Source organism: Streptomyces sp. NPDC017991 (assembly GCF_044328075.1).
GTDB lineage: Bacteria > Actinomycetota > Actinomycetes > Streptomycetales > Streptomycetaceae > Streptomyces.
In genome coordinates, this window is the sequence record NZ_JBIRGP010000009.1 from 436,441 (window position 1) to 456,462 (window position 20,022).

Annotated in this window: 14 protein-coding genes and 1 pseudogene; 9 read left to right on the forward strand and 6 right to left on the reverse strand. The window is 70.8% G+C overall.

The window, feature by feature from the left end; translation table 11 throughout:
* Positions 1–198 precede the first annotated feature (198 nt).
* A complete protein-coding gene (locus ACH4DZ_RS27330) occupies positions 199–2,058 on the reverse strand; it encodes an acyl-CoA dehydrogenase (RefSeq protein ID WP_398289963.1) in 1,860 nt (619 codons plus the stop codon).
* 319 nt (positions 2,059–2,377) lie between these two features.
* Here ACH4DZ_RS27330 and ACH4DZ_RS27335 point away from each other — a divergent pair.
* The 3 genes and pseudogenes from ACH4DZ_RS27335 to ACH4DZ_RS27345 all read left to right on the forward strand — a co-directional run.
* Positions 2,378–3,049 (forward strand): annotated as a pseudogene (locus ACH4DZ_RS27335) (ScbR family autoregulator-binding transcription factor); the annotation flags it as partial.
* A 350-nt stretch (positions 3,050–3,399) separates the two neighbouring features.
* Positions 3,400–4,662 carry a cytochrome P450 gene (locus ACH4DZ_RS27340; RefSeq protein WP_398289964.1) on the forward strand — a complete coding sequence of 421 codons (1,263 nt, stop codon included), beginning with the start codon at positions 3,400–3,402 and terminating at the stop codon, positions 4,660–4,662.
* A gap of 43 nt (positions 4,663–4,705) precedes the next feature.
* Complete coding sequence (locus ACH4DZ_RS27345) at positions 4,706–5,428, forward strand: ScbR family autoregulator-binding transcription factor (protein WP_398289965.1); 723 nt, start codon at positions 4,706–4,708, stop codon at positions 5,426–5,428.
* 201 nt (positions 5,429–5,629) lie between these two features.
* Here ACH4DZ_RS27345 and ACH4DZ_RS27350 read toward each other — a convergent pair whose 3' ends face one another.
* Positions 5,630–7,324: an IclR family transcriptional regulator C-terminal domain-containing protein gene (locus ACH4DZ_RS27350; protein WP_398289966.1), complete on the reverse strand. Its 1,695-nt coding sequence runs from the start codon at positions 7,322–7,324 to the stop codon at positions 5,630–5,632.
* A gap of 168 nt (positions 7,325–7,492) precedes the next feature.
* Positions 7,493–8,788: a M6 family metalloprotease domain-containing protein gene (locus tag ACH4DZ_RS27355; RefSeq protein WP_398289967.1), complete on the reverse strand. Its 1,296-nt coding sequence runs from the start codon at positions 8,786–8,788 to the stop codon at positions 7,493–7,495.
* 424 nt (positions 8,789–9,212) lie between these two features.
* On the opposite strand from ACH4DZ_RS27355, the gene ACH4DZ_RS27360 reads away from it, so the two are divergent.
* Together ACH4DZ_RS27360 and ACH4DZ_RS27365 are read left to right on the forward strand one after the other, a co-directional pair.
* The gene (locus ACH4DZ_RS27360) at positions 9,213–9,857 is read left to right on the forward strand and encodes a TetR/AcrR family transcriptional regulator (protein WP_398289968.1); all 645 of its coding nucleotides are present in this window, start codon (positions 9,213–9,215) and stop codon (positions 9,855–9,857) included.
* Positions 9,858–10,092: 235 nt separating this feature from the next.
* Entirely contained in the window at positions 10,093–11,631 is a 1,539-nt protein-coding gene (locus ACH4DZ_RS27365) for an MFS transporter (RefSeq protein ID WP_398289969.1), read from the forward strand.
* A 704-nt stretch (positions 11,632–12,335) separates the two neighbouring features.
* Here the strand turns inward: ACH4DZ_RS27365 and ACH4DZ_RS27370 are convergent.
* Positions 12,336–12,839, reverse strand: a complete 504-nt coding sequence (locus ACH4DZ_RS27370; RefSeq protein WP_398289971.1) for a MarR family winged helix-turn-helix transcriptional regulator — start codon at positions 12,837–12,839, stop codon at positions 12,336–12,338.
* Between the two features lie 132 nt (positions 12,840–12,971).
* Between ACH4DZ_RS27370 and ACH4DZ_RS27375 the strand changes: the two genes are divergently transcribed.
* Positions 12,972–13,772: a dioxygenase gene (locus tag ACH4DZ_RS27375; RefSeq protein ID WP_398289972.1), complete on the forward strand. Its 801-nt coding sequence runs from the start codon at positions 12,972–12,974 to the stop codon at positions 13,770–13,772.
* 34 nt (positions 13,773–13,806) lie between these two features.
* Here ACH4DZ_RS27375 and ACH4DZ_RS27380 read toward each other — a convergent pair whose 3' ends face one another.
* Positions 13,807–14,325 carry a GNAT family N-acetyltransferase gene (locus tag ACH4DZ_RS27380; protein ID WP_398289973.1) on the reverse strand — a complete coding sequence of 173 codons (519 nt, stop codon included), beginning with the start codon at positions 14,323–14,325 and terminating at the stop codon, positions 13,807–13,809.
* A gap of 181 nt (positions 14,326–14,506) precedes the next feature.
* Between ACH4DZ_RS27380 and ACH4DZ_RS27385 the strand changes: the two genes are divergently transcribed.
* On the forward strand, positions 14,507–15,505 hold the full coding sequence (locus ACH4DZ_RS27385; RefSeq protein WP_398289974.1) for an RNA polymerase sigma factor RpoD/SigA: 999 nt from the start codon (positions 14,507–14,509) through the stop codon (positions 15,503–15,505).
* Positions 15,506–16,101: 596 nt separating this feature from the next.
* Here the strand turns inward: ACH4DZ_RS27385 and ACH4DZ_RS27390 are convergent.
* Positions 16,102–17,067, reverse strand: a complete 966-nt coding sequence (locus tag ACH4DZ_RS27390; protein ID WP_398289975.1) for a helix-turn-helix transcriptional regulator — start codon at positions 17,065–17,067, stop codon at positions 16,102–16,104.
* A 229-nt stretch (positions 17,068–17,296) separates the two neighbouring features.
* On the opposite strand from ACH4DZ_RS27390, the gene ACH4DZ_RS27395 reads away from it, so the two are divergent.
* Positions 17,297–18,976 (forward strand): MFS transporter, encoded by a 1,680-nt coding sequence (locus ACH4DZ_RS27395; protein WP_398289976.1) that lies wholly within the window; start codon positions 17,297–17,299, stop codon positions 18,974–18,976.
* Positions 18,977–19,087: 111 nt separating this feature from the next.
* On the forward strand, positions 19,088–19,849 hold the full coding sequence (locus ACH4DZ_RS27400) for a DeoR/GlpR family DNA-binding transcription regulator (RefSeq protein ID WP_398289977.1): 762 nt from the start codon (positions 19,088–19,090) through the stop codon (positions 19,847–19,849).
* Positions 19,850–20,022 lie beyond the last annotated feature (173 nt).

The window sequence follows — 20,022 nt, forward strand, 5'->3', positions numbered from 1 at the left end:
CCCCTGAAACCGGGGCTGCGCCCCTGCTTTCGCCCCGCCAGAGGCTTGCCCCTTCAGGGGCGCGGGGAACTGCGCGCTCAGCCCCCGCCGGGCCCGCAGGCGGACAACGCCCCTTGAGGGGCGCGGGGAACTGCGCGGTCAGCCCCCGCCGGGCCCGCAGACGGACGGCACACCCCGGCTCCGGCCGGCCCCCGCCCCTCATCGTCCCCCCACCCCCACCAAGCCATCACACACGTCGGCCCCGCCGACATACCCCCCGCTGGCGATCGGGATGCTGGACAGGACCTCCGCCGGCAGGTCGAACGCGTCGACCAGTGTCATCAGATGCGGCGCCAGATCCCCCAGAACCGTGTCGACGGCCCTCGGCAGACCGCGTACGTGATCGGCCGTGACGCGGCCCTCGGCCAGCAAGTCACCGGTGTGCGCGGCGAGTTGCCGCAGCAGGAACAACCGGCACAGGTTCCGCATCAGATGGCCCGCCCGGGCATCCGCCGTCCGGGCGATCGCGGCCAGGAACGCGTCCGCCGCCCGGAGGCGGGCGTGCGCGGAGACCATCTCCAGGGCCGCCTCCGAGGTCACGTTCCAGCGGCCGACCGGGTCGCCCGAGGGACCCTCGCGCAGGGCCGCACGCGCCCGGTCCTGCCAGATGCGCTCGACATCGGCCAGCAGGTCACGCAGGAAGGGCAGCTCGGTGATCTCCCGGTCGGCGGGAGCAGCGGGAGCAACGGGAGCACCAGGGGCGCCGCCGGTCCGCGCCACCTGATGCCCGAAGACCATCTCGGACGCGGCCTTCACCCAGATCACCAGGTTGTCGCCCTCGGCGGTGATGCCGCCCTCGATGTTGAGGGGGAGGTCGGCCAGGCCGTTGGCCGGGAACAGCCCCTGCGCGCCGCACCGTTCGCGGCACTCGGTCGTGATCGCCCGCGCCTGCCAGGTGATCCACCCCTTGGACACGGCCACCTCACGCTCCACCTCCTCCCGGTCCTCCTCGGCGCGCGCGGCGAAAAGGCTCACCGTCGCCCGGTGCAGGAACGTCATCGCGTACGCCGTGGCCAGCGCGTGCAGCAGCCGGCCGTGGTGGCTGCGGTGGGCGGCCAGCGGGATGCGCTCGCCCGCCTTCGGGCCGGCCAGCAGACGGCTGTGGGCGTAACGCACCGCGATCGTCAGTGCCGCCCGGGACATGCCGAGGGTGCCGGCGCTCATGCAGAGTTTGCCCATGGTGACGCGGTTGATGGAGCGCAGGAGCCGCTTGCGTCTGTTGCCGAGGCTGCTGGTCAGGGTCCCGTCGGCGGACAACCGCCCGTGCTCGGCCTCCAGCAGGGCCTGGCGCGGCAGCCACACCTGGTCGAACGCGGTGAGGCAGTGGTCGACGGGGGTGCCGGTGCGCTGGGGCAGCGGACGGACCCGTACGCCGGGAAGGTGGCCGCTCTCGTCGCTGAGCGGGGTCAGGAAGAGGAACGTTCCCCGGTCGGCACCGTCGACGAGGAGGCGGGCCGCGACCACGGCCGTCTTGGGGCCCCCGGTCAGGCTGGTGTTGGGCATGAACTTCTGCGCGCCCTCGGTGGGCGTGGTCAGCCGAAAGCCGCCCGTCGCCCGGTCGAACACCGCGGTCGTCTCCATCGACGCCACGTCGTTGCCGTGCTCCAACTCCGTGCAGAGAAACGTTCCTGTGCTCTGTAGGGAAGTAAAAGGGGAGAGGTCTCTCTCGCGGGCGCCGTCATGGTCGAGGACGCTGCCGAGGAAGAGGTTGTAGTGGATGCTCGCGAGCGTGGTCAGCCCGCCGTCCACCGGACCCGTCCACTCGTGCAGACCCGCGAGGCGGTACGGATCGGCCGTCAGCTCCACCGGGTCGCCCACCGCCTCGTTCAGCAGCCGCAGCCGCTCGTACGAGAGAGCCGTCCGCTCCTGCGGCGACAACCCCGCACGGTAGGCGAATTCCCTGCCACGGACGAGCCGGCGCCAGGCCCCGTGGACGCGCTCGCGGTCGGCGCCCTCGAAGAGGAGCCGGGCCAGTTCGTCGGCGACGGGGTGGGTCTTCGTGTGTGCGGGCACGGACATCGAACTCCCCAGGCTGTGGGACTGGTCGGATGCGGACCACTGCCCCACAAAGATACGTACCAACCGGTTTTCTTTTCAAGGTGCCGGGAGGGTGCAGAGGTGCGACCTGGGAGCACGGGGGAGCGCCGGGGGAGCGCGGGGGAGCATCGAGGGTGATATCCCCTTACCCCCGCAGCTCAGTGCGGCACGACGAGTTCGAGCCGGAGGAATCCTTGAGAAACCGTTCGGCTGGTTTTATTCTGTGCCGCGAGGTCGTCGGCATACGGTACAGACCTCATGGTCTCTTTTCCCGGTGACCGGGATGGTACGGAGGTTCCCCGTGGCGCGGCAAGAGCGAGCCATTCGGACGCGACGCGCGATTCTCGTCGCGGCGGCCCAGGTGTTCGACGAGGTCGGATACGAGGCGGCGACCATCTCGGACGTCCTCAAGAAGTCCGGCATGACCAAAGGCGCCCTCTACTTCCACTTCACCTCAAAGGAGGAGCTCGCCCAGGCGGTCCTCGCGGGACAGGTCGACTCCCTGCCGCGCGTGCCCGAACAGGAGTTGAAGCTGCAGCAGTCGCTGGACGAGGCGCTGCTGCTCGCGTATCTGCTCAAGCAGGACACCGGGGACCCGATCGTCCAGGGCAGCGTGCGGCTGACGGTGGACCAGGGCTCACCCAAGGACCATCTCAACCGCCGGGTGCCCATGCAGGCCTGGCAGGAGCACACCCACGCCCTCTTCCGGGAGGCCAAGGCCAGGGGCGAAGTACTGCCGCACGCCGATGTGGACGCGCTGGCCAAGCTGTTCGTCGGCGCGTTCACCGGCGTGCAGGTGCTGTCGCGGATCATGACCGGCCGCGCGGACCTGGCCGAGCGGGTGGCCGACCTCTACCGGCATCTGATGCCGTCGATCGCGGTGCCGGGGATCCTCGTGCGGCTGGACTTCTCGTCGGAACGGGCGGCCCGCGTCTACGTGGACGCCATGCGGCTGCGCGAGGCCGAGACGGAGACGGAGACGGAGATGGAGGCGGAGGCGGAAGCGGAAGCCGGGGTCGACCCCGACTCGGAGAGTGATCCCGAGGGCGAGGGTGAGGCCGTGGGGGAGGCGGCGGAAGGGACCGGGAAGAAGGGGGCGCGGACCGTGTCGGCGGCGGAGGCCGTGACCGCCGTCCAGTGAGACGCCCCGGCCGGGCGCCTCGGCGAGATCCCTGAGAGGGATCCGTGAGAGGGATCCGTGAGAGGGATCCCGCAGCGAGATCGTCGGCGAGATCCCCTGTGAGCCGCCCCGATGAGACGCCCGGTAAGACAACTCCCCGTGTCGGCGGGGCGTGCGACCGACCTACCGAACGGAGTGCACGGATGGATATGCCCGCTTGCCCGTACGCGTTGGACGTGACGGGACGTGATCTTGCCTCGGAGGCCGAGAAGCTGCGCTCGCGAGGGCCGGTGGCCGCGGTGGAGCTGCCGGGCAAGGTGGCCGCCTGGGCGGTCGTACGGCAGAAGTACGTCAAGCAGCTGCTCCTCGATCCGAGGGTGTCCAAGGACGCCAGGCAGCACTGGCCCGCCTTCGTCGACGGGCGGATAGACGCCGAGTGGCCGCTGTATCCGTGGGTCGCCAACGAGAACATGCTGTTCGCCTACGGAGAGCACCACGCCCGGCTGCGACGGCTGGTCGCGGGCGCGTTCACCGCACGCCGGAGCGAGGCCCTGCGCCCGCGGATCGCGGAACTCGCGGCCGGGCTGCTGGACGACCTGGCCGCCCACCCCGCGGGTGAACGGATCGACCTGCGGACCGAGTTCGCCAAGCTGCTGCCGATGCGGGTGATCTGCGAGCTGTTCGGGGTGGCGGAGGAGGCGCGCGAACCCCTGTGCACAGCACTGGAGTTGGTGTTCGGCACCGCGGTACCCGCCGTGGAGATGGCCGCCGCGCAGGTGGAGGTCTTCGGCATGCTGGCGCAGCTCGTCGCCGAGAAGCGGGACCGCCCCGGCGGCGATCTGACGTCCGCGCTGATCGAGGCCCGCGACCAGGACGGCGGGCTCAGCGAGCAGGAACTCCTCGGCACCCTCTACCTCATGATCGCCGCAGGCCAGGAGACGACCTGCACCCTCATCACCAACGCCGTCGGAGCGCTGCTCGTGCACCCCGGCCAACTGGCCCACGTACGCGAGGGGCGGGCGACCTGGGCGGAGGCGGTGGACGAGACGCTGCGCGTGCACAGCCCGGCGGCGTACTCGCCGATGCGGTTCGCGGTCGACGACATCACGCTGGAGGAGAGCGGGCCCGGGGCGGACCCGGTGGTGATCCGTCAGGGGGACCCCATACTCGTCTCCTTCGCCGCGGCTTCCGGCGATCCCGAGGCGTACGGGAGCGATGTCGCCGTCTTCGACGTGCTGCGGCCCGGCCGGCGTGAGGACCTGGCCTTCGGGCACGGGGTCCACCGGTGCCTGGGGGCCCCGCTCGCGCGGATCGAGGCGGGGGTGGCGGTGGCCGCGCTGTTCGAACGCTTTCCCCAACTGTCCCTGGCGGTACCCGTGGACGGGATCGAGCCCGTGGAGTCCTTCATCGTCAACGGCTACGGCTCACTGCCGGTGCTGCTGGCGCCAATCACGCCCGCACTATAGAAACCGCCCACGCGGTTTGTTATCGTGGTGTTGCCTTTCCGGCATGCCCTCGCAGCAACGGAGCGTTCTGATGGCCCAGCAGGAGCGAGCGGTGCGTACGCGCAGCGCGTTGATCGAATCGGCGGCCGAACTCTTCAGTAAGGACGGCTTCGATGTCGTGTCCTTATCCACGATCAGTACCCGCGCCGGTGTCAGCAACGGCGCGCTGCACTTCCACTTCGCCAGCAAGGCGGCACTGACCGCGGCGGTGTGGGAGGCGGCGGCGCAGCGGCTGCGCCAGATCACCCACGAGGGTGCGGCGCGGGGGCAGGCCGCCGGGAGCGGGGGTCCCCTGCAGGTGCTGGTCGACACGACGCACGCCCTGTTGCGGGGGCTGCGGCACGATGTGATCCTGCGGGCCGGGTTCGACCTGAGCGAGAGTCCCGTGCCGGTGCCCGGGGCGGATCTGCGGCGGCGCTGGCAGGCGTGGGTCGAGAGTCTGCTGGTGCAGGCGGCCAGGGAGGGCGCGTTGGCGCGGGACGTGGCACCGCAGGACGCCGCGCACGCGGTGGTCGCGGCCACGGTCGGATTCGGGGCGCTCGGCAGTCGCAACGCGCAGTGGCTCTCCCAGTCCATGCTGACCCGCTTCTGGGCCCTGCTGCTGCCGCGCCTGGCGGCGGAGGCGACCTTGAAGGAACTGGTCGCTTCGGGCCGCCGCCGGGAGGGTATGGCGCCGCCGGAGGTGGCATCGCCGCTGCACCGGTCGGTATCCCGCCAGAGCGCGTGATCCCGGCACCCGTCAAAGATCGCGCAGTTCCCACCGGGCCCGCACCCGACCCCCGGCATGTCAGGGGCGCGAGGAACTGCGCGGCCGGCCCCCGCTGACCCGCACGGGACCCGCAACCCCGTTTCGGGGCCCGCACGGGACCCGCGACCCCGTTTCGGGGCCCGCACGGGACCCGCGACCCGGTGTAGGCCACCCCGCCGGCTAGGCGACAGGTACGCGGGTGAAGCGGCCCGCGACCCGCAGGTCCGCTTCGATCAGCCCGGCCGTCGCCGACAGCTCCGGCAGTACCTCGGCCACACACCGCTCGACCGTCCGCCGAGAGCTGTGCATGGCCACGTTCACGGCGGCCACGACGGCCCCCGTACGGTCCCGGACCGGAGCCGCGATCGACCGCAGGCCCTCCTCCAACTCGCCGTCCACCAGGGCGTACCCGGCCTCCCGTACGCGATCCAGCGTCGCCGCGAGGGCCGCCGGGTCCGTGACCGTGTGCGGGGTCAGCGCGTCCAGGCGGCCGGTCAGGAACCGGCCCCGCCCGGCCGGGGAGAGGTCCGCCATCATCACCCGCCCCAGCGAGGTCGCGTACGCCGGCAGCCGCGTGCCGACCGTGATGTTGACGCTCATGATGCGGCTGGTGGCGACGCGGGCCGTGTACTGGATCTCGTCGCCCGCCAGGACCGCGAGGGACGCCGAGTCGTGCAGTCGGCCCGCGAGATCGGCGAGGTGCGGGGCCGCGATCTGCGGCAGCGTCGTACGGGAGAGGGGCGGGAAGCCGAGCGACAGGACGCGGGGCGTCAGCGTGAAGTGCCGTCCGTGGGCCGTGACATGCCCCAGGTGTTCCAACGTGATCAGCGCACGCCGTGCCGTCGCCCGCGCGAGGCCCGTCGCCTGCGCCACCTCGGTGAGTGTCAGCTCGGCCCGTCCCTCGCCGAACGCCGTGATCACGGTCAGCCCGCGGGCCAGCGACTCGACGAACTCCCGGCCCAGTTCCTGTTTCGAGGCTCCGGTCCAGGTGGCGAGCCCGGCGGGGGCGGCGGGCGGCAGGGCCGGCGCCTCGCGCAGATCCCGTTCCATGGCGCGTACGGTCGCCCGCAGGCGCGGCAGCATGGTCTCCCGCAGGGACTCCGCGCTGTGCCGGCTGGTGTGGCTCACCACGCTCACCACACAGGCGACGCGGCCGTCCCGGTCCCGTGGGTCCCGTAGGTCCCGTAGGTCCCGTACGGGCACCGAGACGGCGACCAGGCCCGGCTCGATCAGCTGGTCGTCGAGGGCCCAGCCCCGGGTGCCCGCCTGATGGGTCCGTTCCTCGAACTCCGCGTCCCGGGCACGGCGTTCGCGTGGGGGTACCGCCGGGAAGCCCCGGTCCTGCGGGTCCGCCGCCCGTCTGTCCCGCCACCGTGCCCAGTCCTCCAGCGTCCACTCGGTGGCGAACAGCGGGCCCGGCGCGGTCCGTTCGGCCGGCAGGAGGTCGCCGATACGGAAACTCAGGGACATCGCGCGCCGACGTGTGGCCTGGTGGATGAAGCGGATGCCGTCCCGGTCGGCGACCGCGAGGGAGACCGACTCGTCCAGCTCGTCCGCGAGGGCGTCGGCCCGGGTGTCCAGCAGCCGGGGGAGCCGGAGCGCGGCGAGGTAGGCGTTGCCCAGCTCCATCAGCCGCGGGGTGAGTACGGCGTCGCGGCCGTCCAGGCGCAGGTAGCCCATCCGGGCGAGGGTCGCCGCGATGCGGTCCACCGTGGATCTGGCGAGCCCCGTGGTCTTCTCCAGGCCACTGAGGCTCTGCGTGCCGCCTGCCTCGGTGAGGCGGTGCAGCACGGTGATGCCGCGCATCAGCGGGGCTACTGCCTCGGCGGGTTCGACCGCGTCGGGCTCGGGCGGGGTGAGGTGGGTCGGTGGCATGGCTCCCCATTACGGTGTGCCGACCACGGTAATGAATGGGAGTGGGAAGACGGGGCGGGGGCGTATGCGACCTGCGGGCCCGGTGGGGAGTGGGGGGGGCGGTCGCGCCGTTCCCCGCGCCCCTCAAAGCAAAGGATTGCGCCGTTCCCCGCGCCCCTGAGGGGGCCCCTACTGGGCGCCGCGGGTCACGTACACGCGGTGGTTGCCCTTGGGGTCTGTGCCCGCGATCGTGATGCGGATGCCGGCCTCCAGGTCCTTGAAGTACTGGCCGGGGGAGAAGGGGGCGTCGGAGAGTTCGGCGTGGACGTTCGGGCTGCGGGTGCAGCCGCCGCTGTCCTTCGTGGAGTCGACCACGGAGATCGGGCCGTGGCCGGTGTCGACGTCCGCGTTCACCTTGTAGATCAGTACGCCCGACTTGCAGACCGAGTCGTCGTTGCCCGCCCGGGTGCGCAGCTCGACCGCGTACCCCGTCTTCGCGTCGACCGGGACGAAGACGAGTTTGCCGCCGTCGCCGGGCTCGGTCAGCGGGGTCAGCACATGCTCGGTCGTGCCGGGCGAGGCCGCGCAGCCGACCTGGGAGTCGTCGAGCCAGCCGAGCTTCCACTTGTGCCAGCCCAGCAGGTCGTTGTCGGCCCCCCAGTCCTCGCTCATGATGTCCCAGTGCCCGACCGCGCCGCCGCCGTCCTGGGTGTAGAGGTCGGGCAGTCCGAAGACATGGCCGTTCTCGTGGGGGAGTACGCGGTAACCGGTCTCGGCGTACGTACCGGACCCGTCGTCCTGGCGGCTGTAGACGAAGGACGCGTTGGCGACGGGCACCCCGTCCGCGATCGGCGCCTCGGTGTTGCCCGCGAAGGTGACGGAGAGGACCGTGTCCAGGGCGGAGGGGCCGGCGTTCGGGGTGATCAGGACGTTCAGCAGGTCGTAGTCCTGGAAGTTCACCTTGGGGTCGGCGGTGCTCACGATGTCCTGGACCAGCTCGCGGTAGCCGGGGTCGAAGGGGGCGCCGCGTTCTATCCCGTACCCCTTGAACGGTTTGGGCATCCGCAGCCAGTCGCCTATCGGAGCCTGCGGACGGTAGTCGAGACGGCCGTACGAACTGGTGCGGAACCAGTCGGTGGTCTGCGGGAAGAACTCGCCGAAGCGGTCGAGCGCCTTGCCCTGCCCTGGCGCGTCGGAGAAGTCGACCATCAGGTTGAGTGCGCGGACGGCGCCGGTGGAGCGGGCGTAACCCGCGGGGGTGGGGATGCCCTCCGACATCTGCACGCCCGTCGAGCCGGTGATCATGCAGGGACCGAGCGGGGAGGTGGTTCCGGCCGCCGGTGCCACGGGGCCCGCCGCCGAGGTCGAGCCGGCCGTCAGATGTCCGGACCCGGCGGAGGTGCTGACCGCCAGGGTGAGGGCGGTGACCGAGACGAGGGCTGCGGTGCGGCGGCGCGGGCGTATCCGGCGGCTGGTCGGCTGCATGCGAAGCCCTTCGCTCCAGGCAGCCGGCCGTTTCTGGCTGCACCCTGTCCGATCACCCTGTGCCGCCGGATGCGGGGGCGCGCGCTGGAGGAGACCGATCGTGGGAGGAGGGCGGAGACATGGAGCCCTTCGGAGGGCCGCAAACCCCCCAGGAGGAACCTGTGACCCAGGTCACAGTGAATCTCTTCAGGATCGGGAAATAACCGGGGACCCTCTCCCCGTTTAGCCATGTGTCCGCGTGAAACGGGGAGCGGATCCCCGGATCGCCCGGACGGCGAGAACCAGCAAGAGCAAGAAGAGCGAGCAAGAGCAGGCAAGTAGAAGCAGGCAAGCAGCAGCACGTAAGAGCAAGAGTCACGAACCGCGAACCACCGAGCACGAACCACCGACCACGAACCACTGAGAGAACGTGAAGGAGTACGCCGTGGAGACCGCAACCGTCGCCCAGCGCAAGGTGCCCCGCCCGCGGGCCGATGCTCTGCGCAACCGGGAGCGGATCGTCGCCGCCGGACGAGAGATGTTCGTCGAGTTCGGTCCCGAGGTGCCGCTCGACGAGATCGCCCGCCGGGCGGGTATCGGCAACGCCACGCTGTACCGCAACTTCCCGGACCGGGCGGCCCTCCAGCGCGAGGTCGTCTGCTCGGTCATGGACCGTGTCTCGGAACAGGTCGAGCAGATGCTCGCCGAGACCGGTGACGCCTTCGAGGCGCTCTCGCGGTTCGTGCACGCTTCGGCCGACGAGCGGATCGGCGCGCTGTGCCCGATGCTCTCGGAGGCCTTCGACGCGAACCACCCGGATCTGGTCGCCTCGCGCGAGCGGGTCGAGGAACTGATCGACACGCTCATGGAGCGCGCCCGCCGGGCGGGCCAGCTCCGCCCGGACGTCGCCGTCGGGGACCTCATGATCGCCATCAGCCAGCTCACCCGGCCACTGCCCGGTACCGCGTGCCCGAACATGGACCGCTTCGTACACCGCCACCTGCAGCTGTTCCTGGACGGGCTACGGGCGCCCGCCCGCTCCGAACTGCCCGGTGCGGCCGCGACCATGGAGGACCTGCGACGAGCCTGACCGATCGAGCGACCGACCGACCGGCTCACTGAGCGAACTGTCCGGCCGACCGATCAGATCCGCGTACTTCGCGAGTCACTACTCACACCGCACGAGTCACACCACAAACCACCGGTCGTCATCGACAAGGACGTCGAGGAGGGCGTCGACAACGAAGTCGACGAAGACGTCACCGGTGACGAGCCGTCCCTTCCGTCACGTTTTTTCGCCACGAGGTCCTGAAGTGGGTACTCCCATGTCTGAAACAGTCCAGGCCAACGCCGCCAAGGCGCCGGCTCCCGATTCCAACCGCTGGAAAGCGCTGGTCTTCATCGCGCTCGCCCAGCTGATGGTCGTGCTCGACGCGACCATCGTGAACATCGCCCTTCCCTCGGCCCAGCAGGACCTCGGGATCTCCGACGGCAACCGGCAGTGGGTCATCACGGCCTACGCCCTCGCCTTCGGCGGACTCCTCCTGTTCGGTGGCCGCATAGCCGACCTGTGGGGCCGCAAGCGCACCTTCGTCGCCGGTCTGATCGGCTTCGCCGGCGCGTCCGCGCTCGGTGGCGCCGCGACCAACGAGGCGATGCTGCTCGGCTCCCGCGCCCTGCAGGGTGCCTTCGGCGCGTTGCTCGCGCCCGCGGCGCTCTCGCTGCTCGCGGTGATGTTCACCGACTCCAAGGAGCGCGCCAAGGCGTTCGGCATCTACGGGGCGATCGCCGGTGGCGGTGGCGCCGTCGGCCTCATCCTCGGAGGTTTCCTCACCGAGTACCTGAACTGGCGCTGGACCTTCTTCGTCAACATCCCGTTCGCGATCGTCGCGGCGGCCGGTGCGTACTTCGTCATCCGTGAGCCGGTCGGCAGCCGCAACCGCTCGCCGCTCGACATCCCGGGTGTCGTCCTGTCCACCCTCGGCCTGATCTCCCTCGTCTACGGCTTCACGCGCGCCGAGTCCGAGGGCTGGACCGACTCCACCACGATCGGCCTGTTCGTCGCGTCGGTGCTGCTCCTGGCGGCCTTCGTCGTCGTCGAGTCCAAGGTCAAGGCCCCGCTGCTGCCTCTGCGCGTCATCACCGAGCGCAACCGTGGCGGTATCTACCTCTCGCTCGGCCTCGCGATCATCGCGATGTTCGGTCTGTTCCTCTTCCTGACCTACTACCTGCAGATCGTGAAGGGCTACACGCCGGTCAAGACCGGTTTCGCCTTCCTTCCGATGATCGCGGGCATGATCACGGGCTCCACGCAGATCGGCGCCCGGCTGATGAACCGCGTTCCGGCGCGGCTGCTGATGGGTCCCGGCTTCCTGGTCGCGGCGCTCGGCATGCTGCTGCTGACCCGGCTGGAGATCGGTTCCTCGTACGCCGGCGTGCTCCTGCCCGGCATGCTGCTGCTCGGTCTCGGCATGGGTACGGCGTTCATGCCGGCCATGTCCCTGGCCACGCTGGGTGTCGAGCCCCGTGACTCCGGTGTCGCCTCCGCGATGGTCAACACCTCGCAGCAGGTGGGCGGCGCGATCGGTACGGCTCTGCTGAACACGATCGCCGCTTCGGCCACGACCGCGTACGTCAAGGACCACATCGGCGGTGCGACCACGCAGTCCCAGCAGCAGCTCGTGCAGCTGCAGGCGCAGGTGCACGGGTACACCAACGCGATCTGGTTCGCGGTCGGCATCCTCGTGGCGGCCGCGGCGATCGTCTTCACCTTCGTCAACGCGGGCAGTGTGGACATGAACGCGGCCTCCGAGTCCGTCGACGGAGCCGAGGACGACCTGAAGGTGCCGGTCATCGCCCACTAGCCGCTTCGCGGTGAGCGGGCCCGGAATCGACTGGGTCACCCACTGACCTCGTGCGTACGCAGGGGTGGGGACGCCTTCGTACGCACGAACCCCGATCTGCCCCGGCTCCGAGAGTGATGGAGCCGGGGCAGATCCATGCGGTGCGCTCCGCGGCGGGGAGGGGAGGTGCGGGGCGGGTGTGCACGGCCTGGGTGCGGCCGGTGGGGATTGCCTGCGCAGTTCCCCGCGCCCCTTACGGGGGTGGCGGCTGCCTTGCGTCTGCGGCCCGGCGGGGGCTGGCCGCGCAGTTCCCCGCGCCCCTTACGGGGGTGGCGGCTGTCTTGCGTCTGCAAGCCGGTGGGGGTTGCCCGCGCAGTTCCTCGCGCCCCTTACGGGGCCCGCCCATCTGCCACGGCCGCCCGCCCCAAAGGGGCGCGGGGAACGGCGCGGCCAACCCCCGCGCACCCGCACCCGAGAACGGGCCGGGGGCCCCGAAGGGGCGCGGGGAACTGCGCGCTCAGCCCTCATGCACCCGCACCCGAGAACGGGCCGGGGCCCTGAAGGGGCGCGGGGAACGGCGCGCTCAGCCCTCACGCACCCGCACCCGAGAGCGGCCGGGGCCCCGAAGGGGCGCGGGGAACGGCGCGGTCGGCCGCAACGTGTCCGCGGGCCGCGGCGAACCCCCGCCGAGCCGCACCCCCGCCGAGCCGAACCCCCGCAGTCCGCTACCGCAGCCACGGCAGATCCGCCCCCGCCCCCTCCGGCTGAAGCCCCTCCGCGATGAGCTGCATCGCCTCCCCGAGCGCCTTCCGCTGCTCCGGCGTGAGCCGGTCGAACAGCGCCTGCCGCACCGCGGCCACATGCCCGGGAGCAACCCGCTCAAGAACGGCGTACCCCTCGTCCGTCAGGACGGCGAACTGCCCCCGCTTGTCGGACGGACAGTCCTCCCGCCGCACCCACCCGTTCTTCTCCAGCCGGGCGATCGCATGCGACAGCCGAGACCGCGTGATCTTCGCCTTCATCGCCAGCTCGGTCATCCGCAACCGCCGCCGCGGCGCCTCGACCAACTGCACCAGCAGGCCGTAGTAGATGTGCGGCATGCCCGCGTCACGCTGCAACTGGCGGTCGAGATGGTCCTCAAGAAGCGTGGTCGCGTGCATGAACGCACGCCAGGTGCGCTGTTCCTCGTCGCTGAGCCAGCGCGGCTCGTCACCGGATGCCGTGTTCATACACCTACTGTACGAGCCTCTTCTTGAATCTTAAACAAGTAGGGAGTAGGCTCCGCCTAGTAAAGCTTGATAGTTCAAGCAGTAGTCCTTCGAGCAGTATCACCTCACGCAGGAGAAGAGGGAGCCGCAGTCATGTCCGCAGCCACCGAGGAACGCCCCGCCGTGGAGCGCATGCCCGCCCTCTACCTCTCGCACGGCGCCCCGCCCCTGGCCGACGACCCGATCTGGCCCGGCCAGCTCGCCGCCTGGTCCGCCGACCTCCCGCGCCCCAAGGCGATCCTGATGGTCTCGGCGCACTGGGAGGAGGCCCCGCTGGCCCTCGGCGCCACCGCGCCCGTCCCGCTGGTGTACGACTTCTGGGGCTTCCCCGAGCACTACTACAAGGTGCGGTACGACGCCCCGGGCGCCCCCGCCCTGGCCGAGTCCGTCCGCAAGCTGCTGCGCGCCCCGGGTTCCCCGGTCCAGGACATACCGGACCGCGGCCTGGACCACGGCGCGTACGTCCCGCTCGTGGAGATGTTCCCCGAGGCCGACATCCCGGTCCTGCAGATCTCCATGCCCACGCTCGATCCCGTCCGCCTCATGGAGATAGGCCGCAAGCTCGCGCCCCTGCGCGACGAGGGCGTCCTCATCGTCGGCTCCGGCTTCTTCACCCACAATCTCGCCGCCCTCCGCCAGGGCGGCATCCCCGGCTGGTCGGCCGAGTTCGACGCCTGGGGCCACCAGGCGCTCGACTCCGCGGACGTGGACGGCCTCCTCGACTTCCTCCACAAGTCCCCGGCCGGGCAGCTGGCCCACCCGCGCACGGAGCACTTCGCCCCGCTGTTCGTGACCATGGGGGCGGCGGACGCCTCCGGCGACCTGGCCTCCCAGCGGTCCGTGATCGACGGCTTCTGGTTGGGCCTGGCCAAGCGCTCGGTGCAGTTCGGCTGACGGGCACCGCCTGCCCCCTCGCGGAGGCCGGGTCTCAGAGGTCCTTCTCGTACCGCGCCACATCCCAGTACCGGCCGAACTTCCGGCCCGCCTCCCGGTACGTACCGAGGTGCCGGAAGCCGAACCGCTCGTGCAGCCGCACGGACGCCTCGTTGGGCTGCGCGATGCCCGCGTACGCCCGGTGGAGGTCCTCGTCCGCGAGCGCCTCGAAGAGGGCCTTGTAGAGGAGCGTGCCGACGCCCCGGCCGCCCCCGCCGGGAGCGAGGTAGACCGTCACCTCCACGGACGTCCCGTACGCGGGCCTCGGCCGGAACTCGCTCGATGTGGCGTACCCCAGAATCCGCTGTGAGTCCACGTCCACGGCAACCATCAGCCGATGCGGGCCGTCTTCACGGTGAGAGAGCAGCCAAGGGCGTCGCTCCTCCGGGGTGAAGACCGCTGTGTCGAAGGTGATCGGCGTCTCACGGACGTAGTGGTTGTAGATGTCCGTGAGGGCGCCCAGATCGGCTTCGACTCCGGGCCTGACCTGGACCTCTGTACGTTCCGACGGCACCGCGCCTCCTTTTATGGCGGCACAGGGTACTGCAAGATCAGAAAAATCGAGGGCCGGGTTGGGAATTCTGTCCGGATTCCAGTCGTTGTTTCCATCGGAAGCAGGGCACTCGGGAGGGTGTCCGAGCCACCACCAAAGACACCACCAGGACCCGCAAGCCCACCATCGCAAGGGAGCACGCATGGCAACCCGTGCCGTCGCCCGTCGTAAGTCCGCCTCCGGCGAGACCGACGCGGCACGCAGTGTTCGCGTCGTAGGCGGCGAGATCGCCGACCGCGACCTGGTCGGCATGTATCTCGACGAGATAGCGCGCACACCGCTGCTCGACGCCGCCAAGGAGGTCGAGCTGTCGCAGACCATCGAGGCCGGCGTCTTCGCGCGGCAGCTTCTCGACGGTGAGACCACCGACACCAAGGTGAAGGCCTCCCACGAAGAGCTCGAAGCGCTGGTCGCCGACGCCGAGCGGGCCAAGGACGTCTTCATCAAGTCGAACCTCCGCCTGGTCGTCGCGGTAGCGCGCCGCTACCCCCGCAGCGGCCTCCCCCTGCTGGACCTGATCCAGGAGGGGAACGCCGGCCTGGTGCGCGCGGTCGAGAAGTTCGACTACCGCAAGGGCTTCAAGTTCTCGACGTACGCGACCTGGTGGATCCGGCAGGCCATCACCCGGTCCATCGCCGACCAGTCGCGCACCATCCGGCTCCCCGTCCACCTGGTGGAGGAGCTGGGCAGGATCCGCCGTGTGCAGCGCGAGTTCAACCGCGAGCACGGCCGTGACCCCGAGCCCACGGAGATCGCGGCGGAGCTGGACTCCAAGCCGGAGCGCGTCATCGACGTCCTGGACTGGGCCCGCGACCCGGTCTCGCTGAACATGGCGGTGGACGACGACGGCGACACCCAGTTCGGAGACCTGCTGGAGGACACCTCGGCCGTGTCGCCCGAGCAGTCCGTGCTGACGCTGCTGCGCAGCGAGGAGCTGGACGACCTCATAGGCCGCCTCGACCAGCGCACCGCCTCCATCATCAAGATGCGGTACGGGATCGACGACGGCCGCGAGCGCACGCTGACCGAGGTCGGCAAGGAGCACGGCCTCACCCGTGAGCGCATCCGCCAGATCGAGAAGCACGCGCTGATGGAACTGAAGAAGCTGGCCCGCTCCACGGGGTTCGACGCCGCGGCGTAGAGCCTCAGGCGGCTGCCGTCCTCAGCCCCGGGAAGCCCTCCGGCGGCTCGCCCCGACCGGCGGGAAGAACCGCCGCCGAGCTCCGGCGGCGCCCCGGTCGAGGCCCCTGTTCGAGGCCTGGTTCGAGGCTTGGCTCGGGGCCCGGTCCGAGCTGAGAAAAACTGGTCCTCTTCGAGGGGAATGGGTCCTCGTTTAGGGGGCATGCGAGCCTATCGCGGGACGGACGAGCGGACCGTGTCGGCCATGCCTCACGGCACGGCTGGTCGGAGCCGCTCACCGGGTCGCACAGAAGTCCGTTTACAGCCGCTTCAACACATCGGTCCCGGGGCACAAACTCCAGGACCCCCAAAGCCGAGTCCCGACGCACTCCCCCCGGTGCCGGGACTCTTCCAGAGCCGAGCTCCGGCGCCTCCCCCCCCTGGCGCTGGGGCTCGGCTCCATCTTCGGGGTCATGCGGCCTGCGGACACGACGACTGGGCCACCCCGAACCTGAACCCCGGGGTGACCCAGGCGGCACATTGTGTCACGGAGGCGAACCCGTGCCGACGGACGCACCGTTCGCCGGAACAGGCACCCCCTGCCGCCCGCGCAGCCCTCTAGCGATTGACGGCCCGGCTGAGCCGTCCCCCCAAGTCCCGTACACAGGACACGAGTTCCGCCGGCGCGTGCACGGTGAACTCGCAGTCCACCATCGCGAGCCGCACGGCCATCCACTCCACCGCGTCCCCCGACGAGGCACGCAACCGGCACCGCTGGTCGTCGATGGGCTCGGGCGCCCCCAGCCACGCGGGCAGCCGCGCCGTGACGAAGTCCGCCGGCGCCACGAACGTCACGTCGAACTCGTACGTCTCCTGCCGCCGGTACATCGACTGCCGCAGATACTCGGCCGCGTCCCCCGTGGGCAGCTCGCGCTCCGTGAAACGCGCTCCGGTCGCGAAAGGCTCGGACACCCGGTCGACCCGGAACGTACGCCAGTCCTCGCGGTCGAGGTCGTACGCGACGAGATACCAGCGGCGGCCGGTCGACACGAGCCGGTAGGGCTCCGTCCGGCGCCGGCTCTCCGCCCCGTCCCCCGCGCGGTACGCGAACCGCAGCTGCTCCCGCCCCGCGATCGTCGAGGCCATGGTGGTCAGCGTCTCGGGCGCGATGCTGGCGCCGTCGCCCGTCGTCAGGGGAGTGGTGGCGGCCTGCAGGGTGGAGACGCGGTGGCGCAGACGGCTCGGCAGGACCTGTTCGAGCTTGGCCAGCGCCCGGACCGAGGCCTCGTCGACGCCCTCGACGGCGTGCCCCGCACCGGCCCGCAGGCCCACCGCGATCGCCACCGCCTCCTCGTCGTCGAGGACCAGCGGAGGCATGGCCTTCCCGGCGACCAGCCGGTAGCCGCCGTCCGCACCCTTGGTCGCCCGCACCGGATAGCCCAGCTCCCGCAGCCGGTCGACGTCCCGCCGCACGGTCCGCCGGGACACCCCGAGCCGCTCCGAGAGCTCGCCACCGGGCCACTCCCGAGGAGTCTGAAGAAGCGACAGCAACTGCAACAGCCGCGCCGGAGTGTCCGTACTCATAGGATCTCCCTCTAGTCGAACCGCTCAACGGCACGGGGAACGGCGCAGTCTTTTCGCTTTCAGGGGGCCGCGGCCCCCAGGGGTGCAGCCCCAGGGGCGCGGGGAACTGCGCGACCAGCCACCACGCACCGCACCCTCCATACGCACACGCCTGAACCCTCACCGACAGCCCCGAGCATGCCCCACAAGTAGGACACGAACTGACCTACATCCCTCCTACCTTCAGACCATGACCTCGCCAAGCAGCACCCCCGCACCCCCCGGCCGGGAGGCCACCCCGTCGACGCCGGCAAAGGCAACGGCAACGGCCTCGGCGGATCGCCGCCGCTGGTACGCCCTGGCCATCGTCATGACCGCCGCCTTCATGGACCTGGTCGACGTGACGATCGTCAACATCGCGATCCCCTCGATCCAGCGGGACGCCGGCGCGACGTTCAGCCAGATCCAGTGGATCACCGCCGGCTACGCGCTCGCCTTCGCCGCGGGCCTGATCACCGGCGGACGCCTGGGCGACATCCACGGCCGCAAGCGTCTCTTCCTCGTCGGTATCGGCGGCTTCACTCTCGCGTCCGCCCTCTGCGGCTTCGCCGTGAACCCGGACATGCTCGTCGCCTCCCGGATCCTCCAGGGCGCGATGGCCGCGCTGATGGTGCCGCAGGTCCTGTCGATCGTGCACGCCACCTTCCCGGCGCACGAACGCGGCAAGGTCTTCGGCCTGTTCGGCGCGATCGTGGGCCTGGGCGCGGTCTCCGGCCCCCTCTTCGGCGCGCTGCTCACGGAGTGGAACCTCTTCGGCCTGGAATGGCGGCCCATCTTCCTCATCAACCTCCCCGTGGGCATCGCGGGCCTGATCCTGGGTCAGAAGTTCATCACCGAGTCCAAGGCCCCGCGCGCCCTGAAGCTCGACCTCGTCGGCGTCGCCCTGGTCACCCTCGGTCTGCTGATGCTGCTGTACCCGCTGATCCGCGGACGCGAGCTGGACTGGCCGACCTGGGGGTACGTGTCGATGGGCGGCTCCCTCGTCGTCTTCGGGGCGCTGGTGGCGTACGAGAAGCGCAAGACGGCGCGCGACGGTTCGCCGCTCGTCGAACTCTCCCTGTTCAAGGTGAAGAGCTTCGCGGCGGGCATCGCCGTCCAGACCGTCTTCGGGATCGGCCTGGGCATCTTCTTCCTGATCTGGACGCTCTACATGCAGACCGGCCTCGGCTGGAGCCCGCTGCGGGCAGGCCTGACGGGCGTACCGTTCTCGATCGCGGTGTCGCTGGCGGCCGGTCTCTCGGTGCAGAAGCTGGTACCGCGGTTCGGCCGGAAGGTGCTGCAGGCGGGCGCGCTCACCATGGCCGCCGGTGTCCTGCTCTACATCTGGGAGTCCGAGCGGTACGGCCTGTCCATCGCCTCCTGGCAGATGGCCCTCCCGCTGATCGTGATGGGCCTCGGCATGGGGCTGATCGTCGCCCCGCTGACGGACGCGGTCCTCTCCGAGGTGCCGCGCGAGCACGCCGGTTCGGCGTCCGGCCTGATCAACACGGTCCAGCAGATGGGCAACGCCCTCGGCCTCGCCCTGGTCTCCGTCGTCTTCTTCGGCGCGATGTCCGACCGCCTGGCTCCGCCGGAGGTCGGCCCCGCGTTCGTCGAGGCCTTCCAGCACGCGCTGGTCTGGGTCGTCGTCGTGATGACGGTCATCTTCCTCCTGATGTTCGCCCTCCCGAAGCGGCCCCGCCCAGCACGTGGAGGCAGCGGAGGCAGCGGAGGCCGCGGAGGCGACGGAGGCAGCGGGAGCCACGAAAGCCGCGCCCGCGGCGGCGACCGCGTCCGCAGCCGCCGACGAGCAGGAGCCCGAACTCGTCAGCTGACGGCTCCGGTCCTGCCGACTCCTGCCGACCGGGCAGCGATCGATGTAGCGATGTAGCCATGTCCGTTCATGCCCACATCCGTGCCCGAACCTGTTTACTTTCTCGAAACGCGGGCGTAGCCTGCGAATGAAACCACAGGTTCGGGCACGGAGTGGAGGCGAACGGGCATGTACGCACCTGAGCGGCAGCAGGAGATCCTCCGGCTCGCACGTGACGGTGGACGGGTGGACGTGGTGTCGCTGGCCGAGGAGTTCCAGGTCACGGCCGAGACCATCCGGCGGGACCTGAAGGCCCTCGACCGGGCGGGACTCCTGCGCCGCGTGCACGGGGGCGCCATACCGGCCGGCCGGCTCGACTTCGAGCCCGACCTCGCCGAGCGCGAGACCACCGCCGCGGACGAGAAGGACCGCATCGCCAAGGCGGCCCTCGCCGAACTGCCCGAAGAGGGCACGATGATCCTCGACGCGGGCACGACCGTCGCCCGCCTCGCCGGCGCCCTCCCGCTGGAGGCCTCGCTCACCGTCGTGACGCACAGCCTCCCCATCGCCGCCCGCCTCGCCGACCACCCCGGCGTCCAGCTCCACCTCATCGGCGGCCGGGTCCGGCACCGTACCCGCGCGGCGGTCGACGCCTGGGCGCTGCGGGCGTACGGGGAGATCCGCGCGGACGTGGTCTTCCTCGCCGCGAACGGCTTCTCCGCCGAACACGGCCTGACCACCCCCGACCTCGCCGAAGCCGCCGTGAAGCGCGCCGCCCTCGCCGCCGCCCGCCGCGTGGTGCTGCTCGCCGACTCCGCGAAGCACGGCCAGGAGCACTTCGCGCGCTTCGGCGGCCTCGGCGAGGTGGACCTCCTGATCACCGACAGCGGGCTGAGCCCCGAAGACGCCACCGCCATCGAACGCGGCGGCACGGAAGTGCTGTGCGTCTAGACGGGCGTGCGGCGCGTCCAAACCGACGTGCTGTGCGCCTCAACGGACGTACTGCGTGTCCAAGCGGACGTGCTGCGTGTCCAAGCGGACGTGCTGTGCGTCTGACGGACGTGCTGTGCGTCCGGCGGAGAGCCGCCCGTCCAGCCGAGTGCCGCGTGGCCAGAAACGAGTGC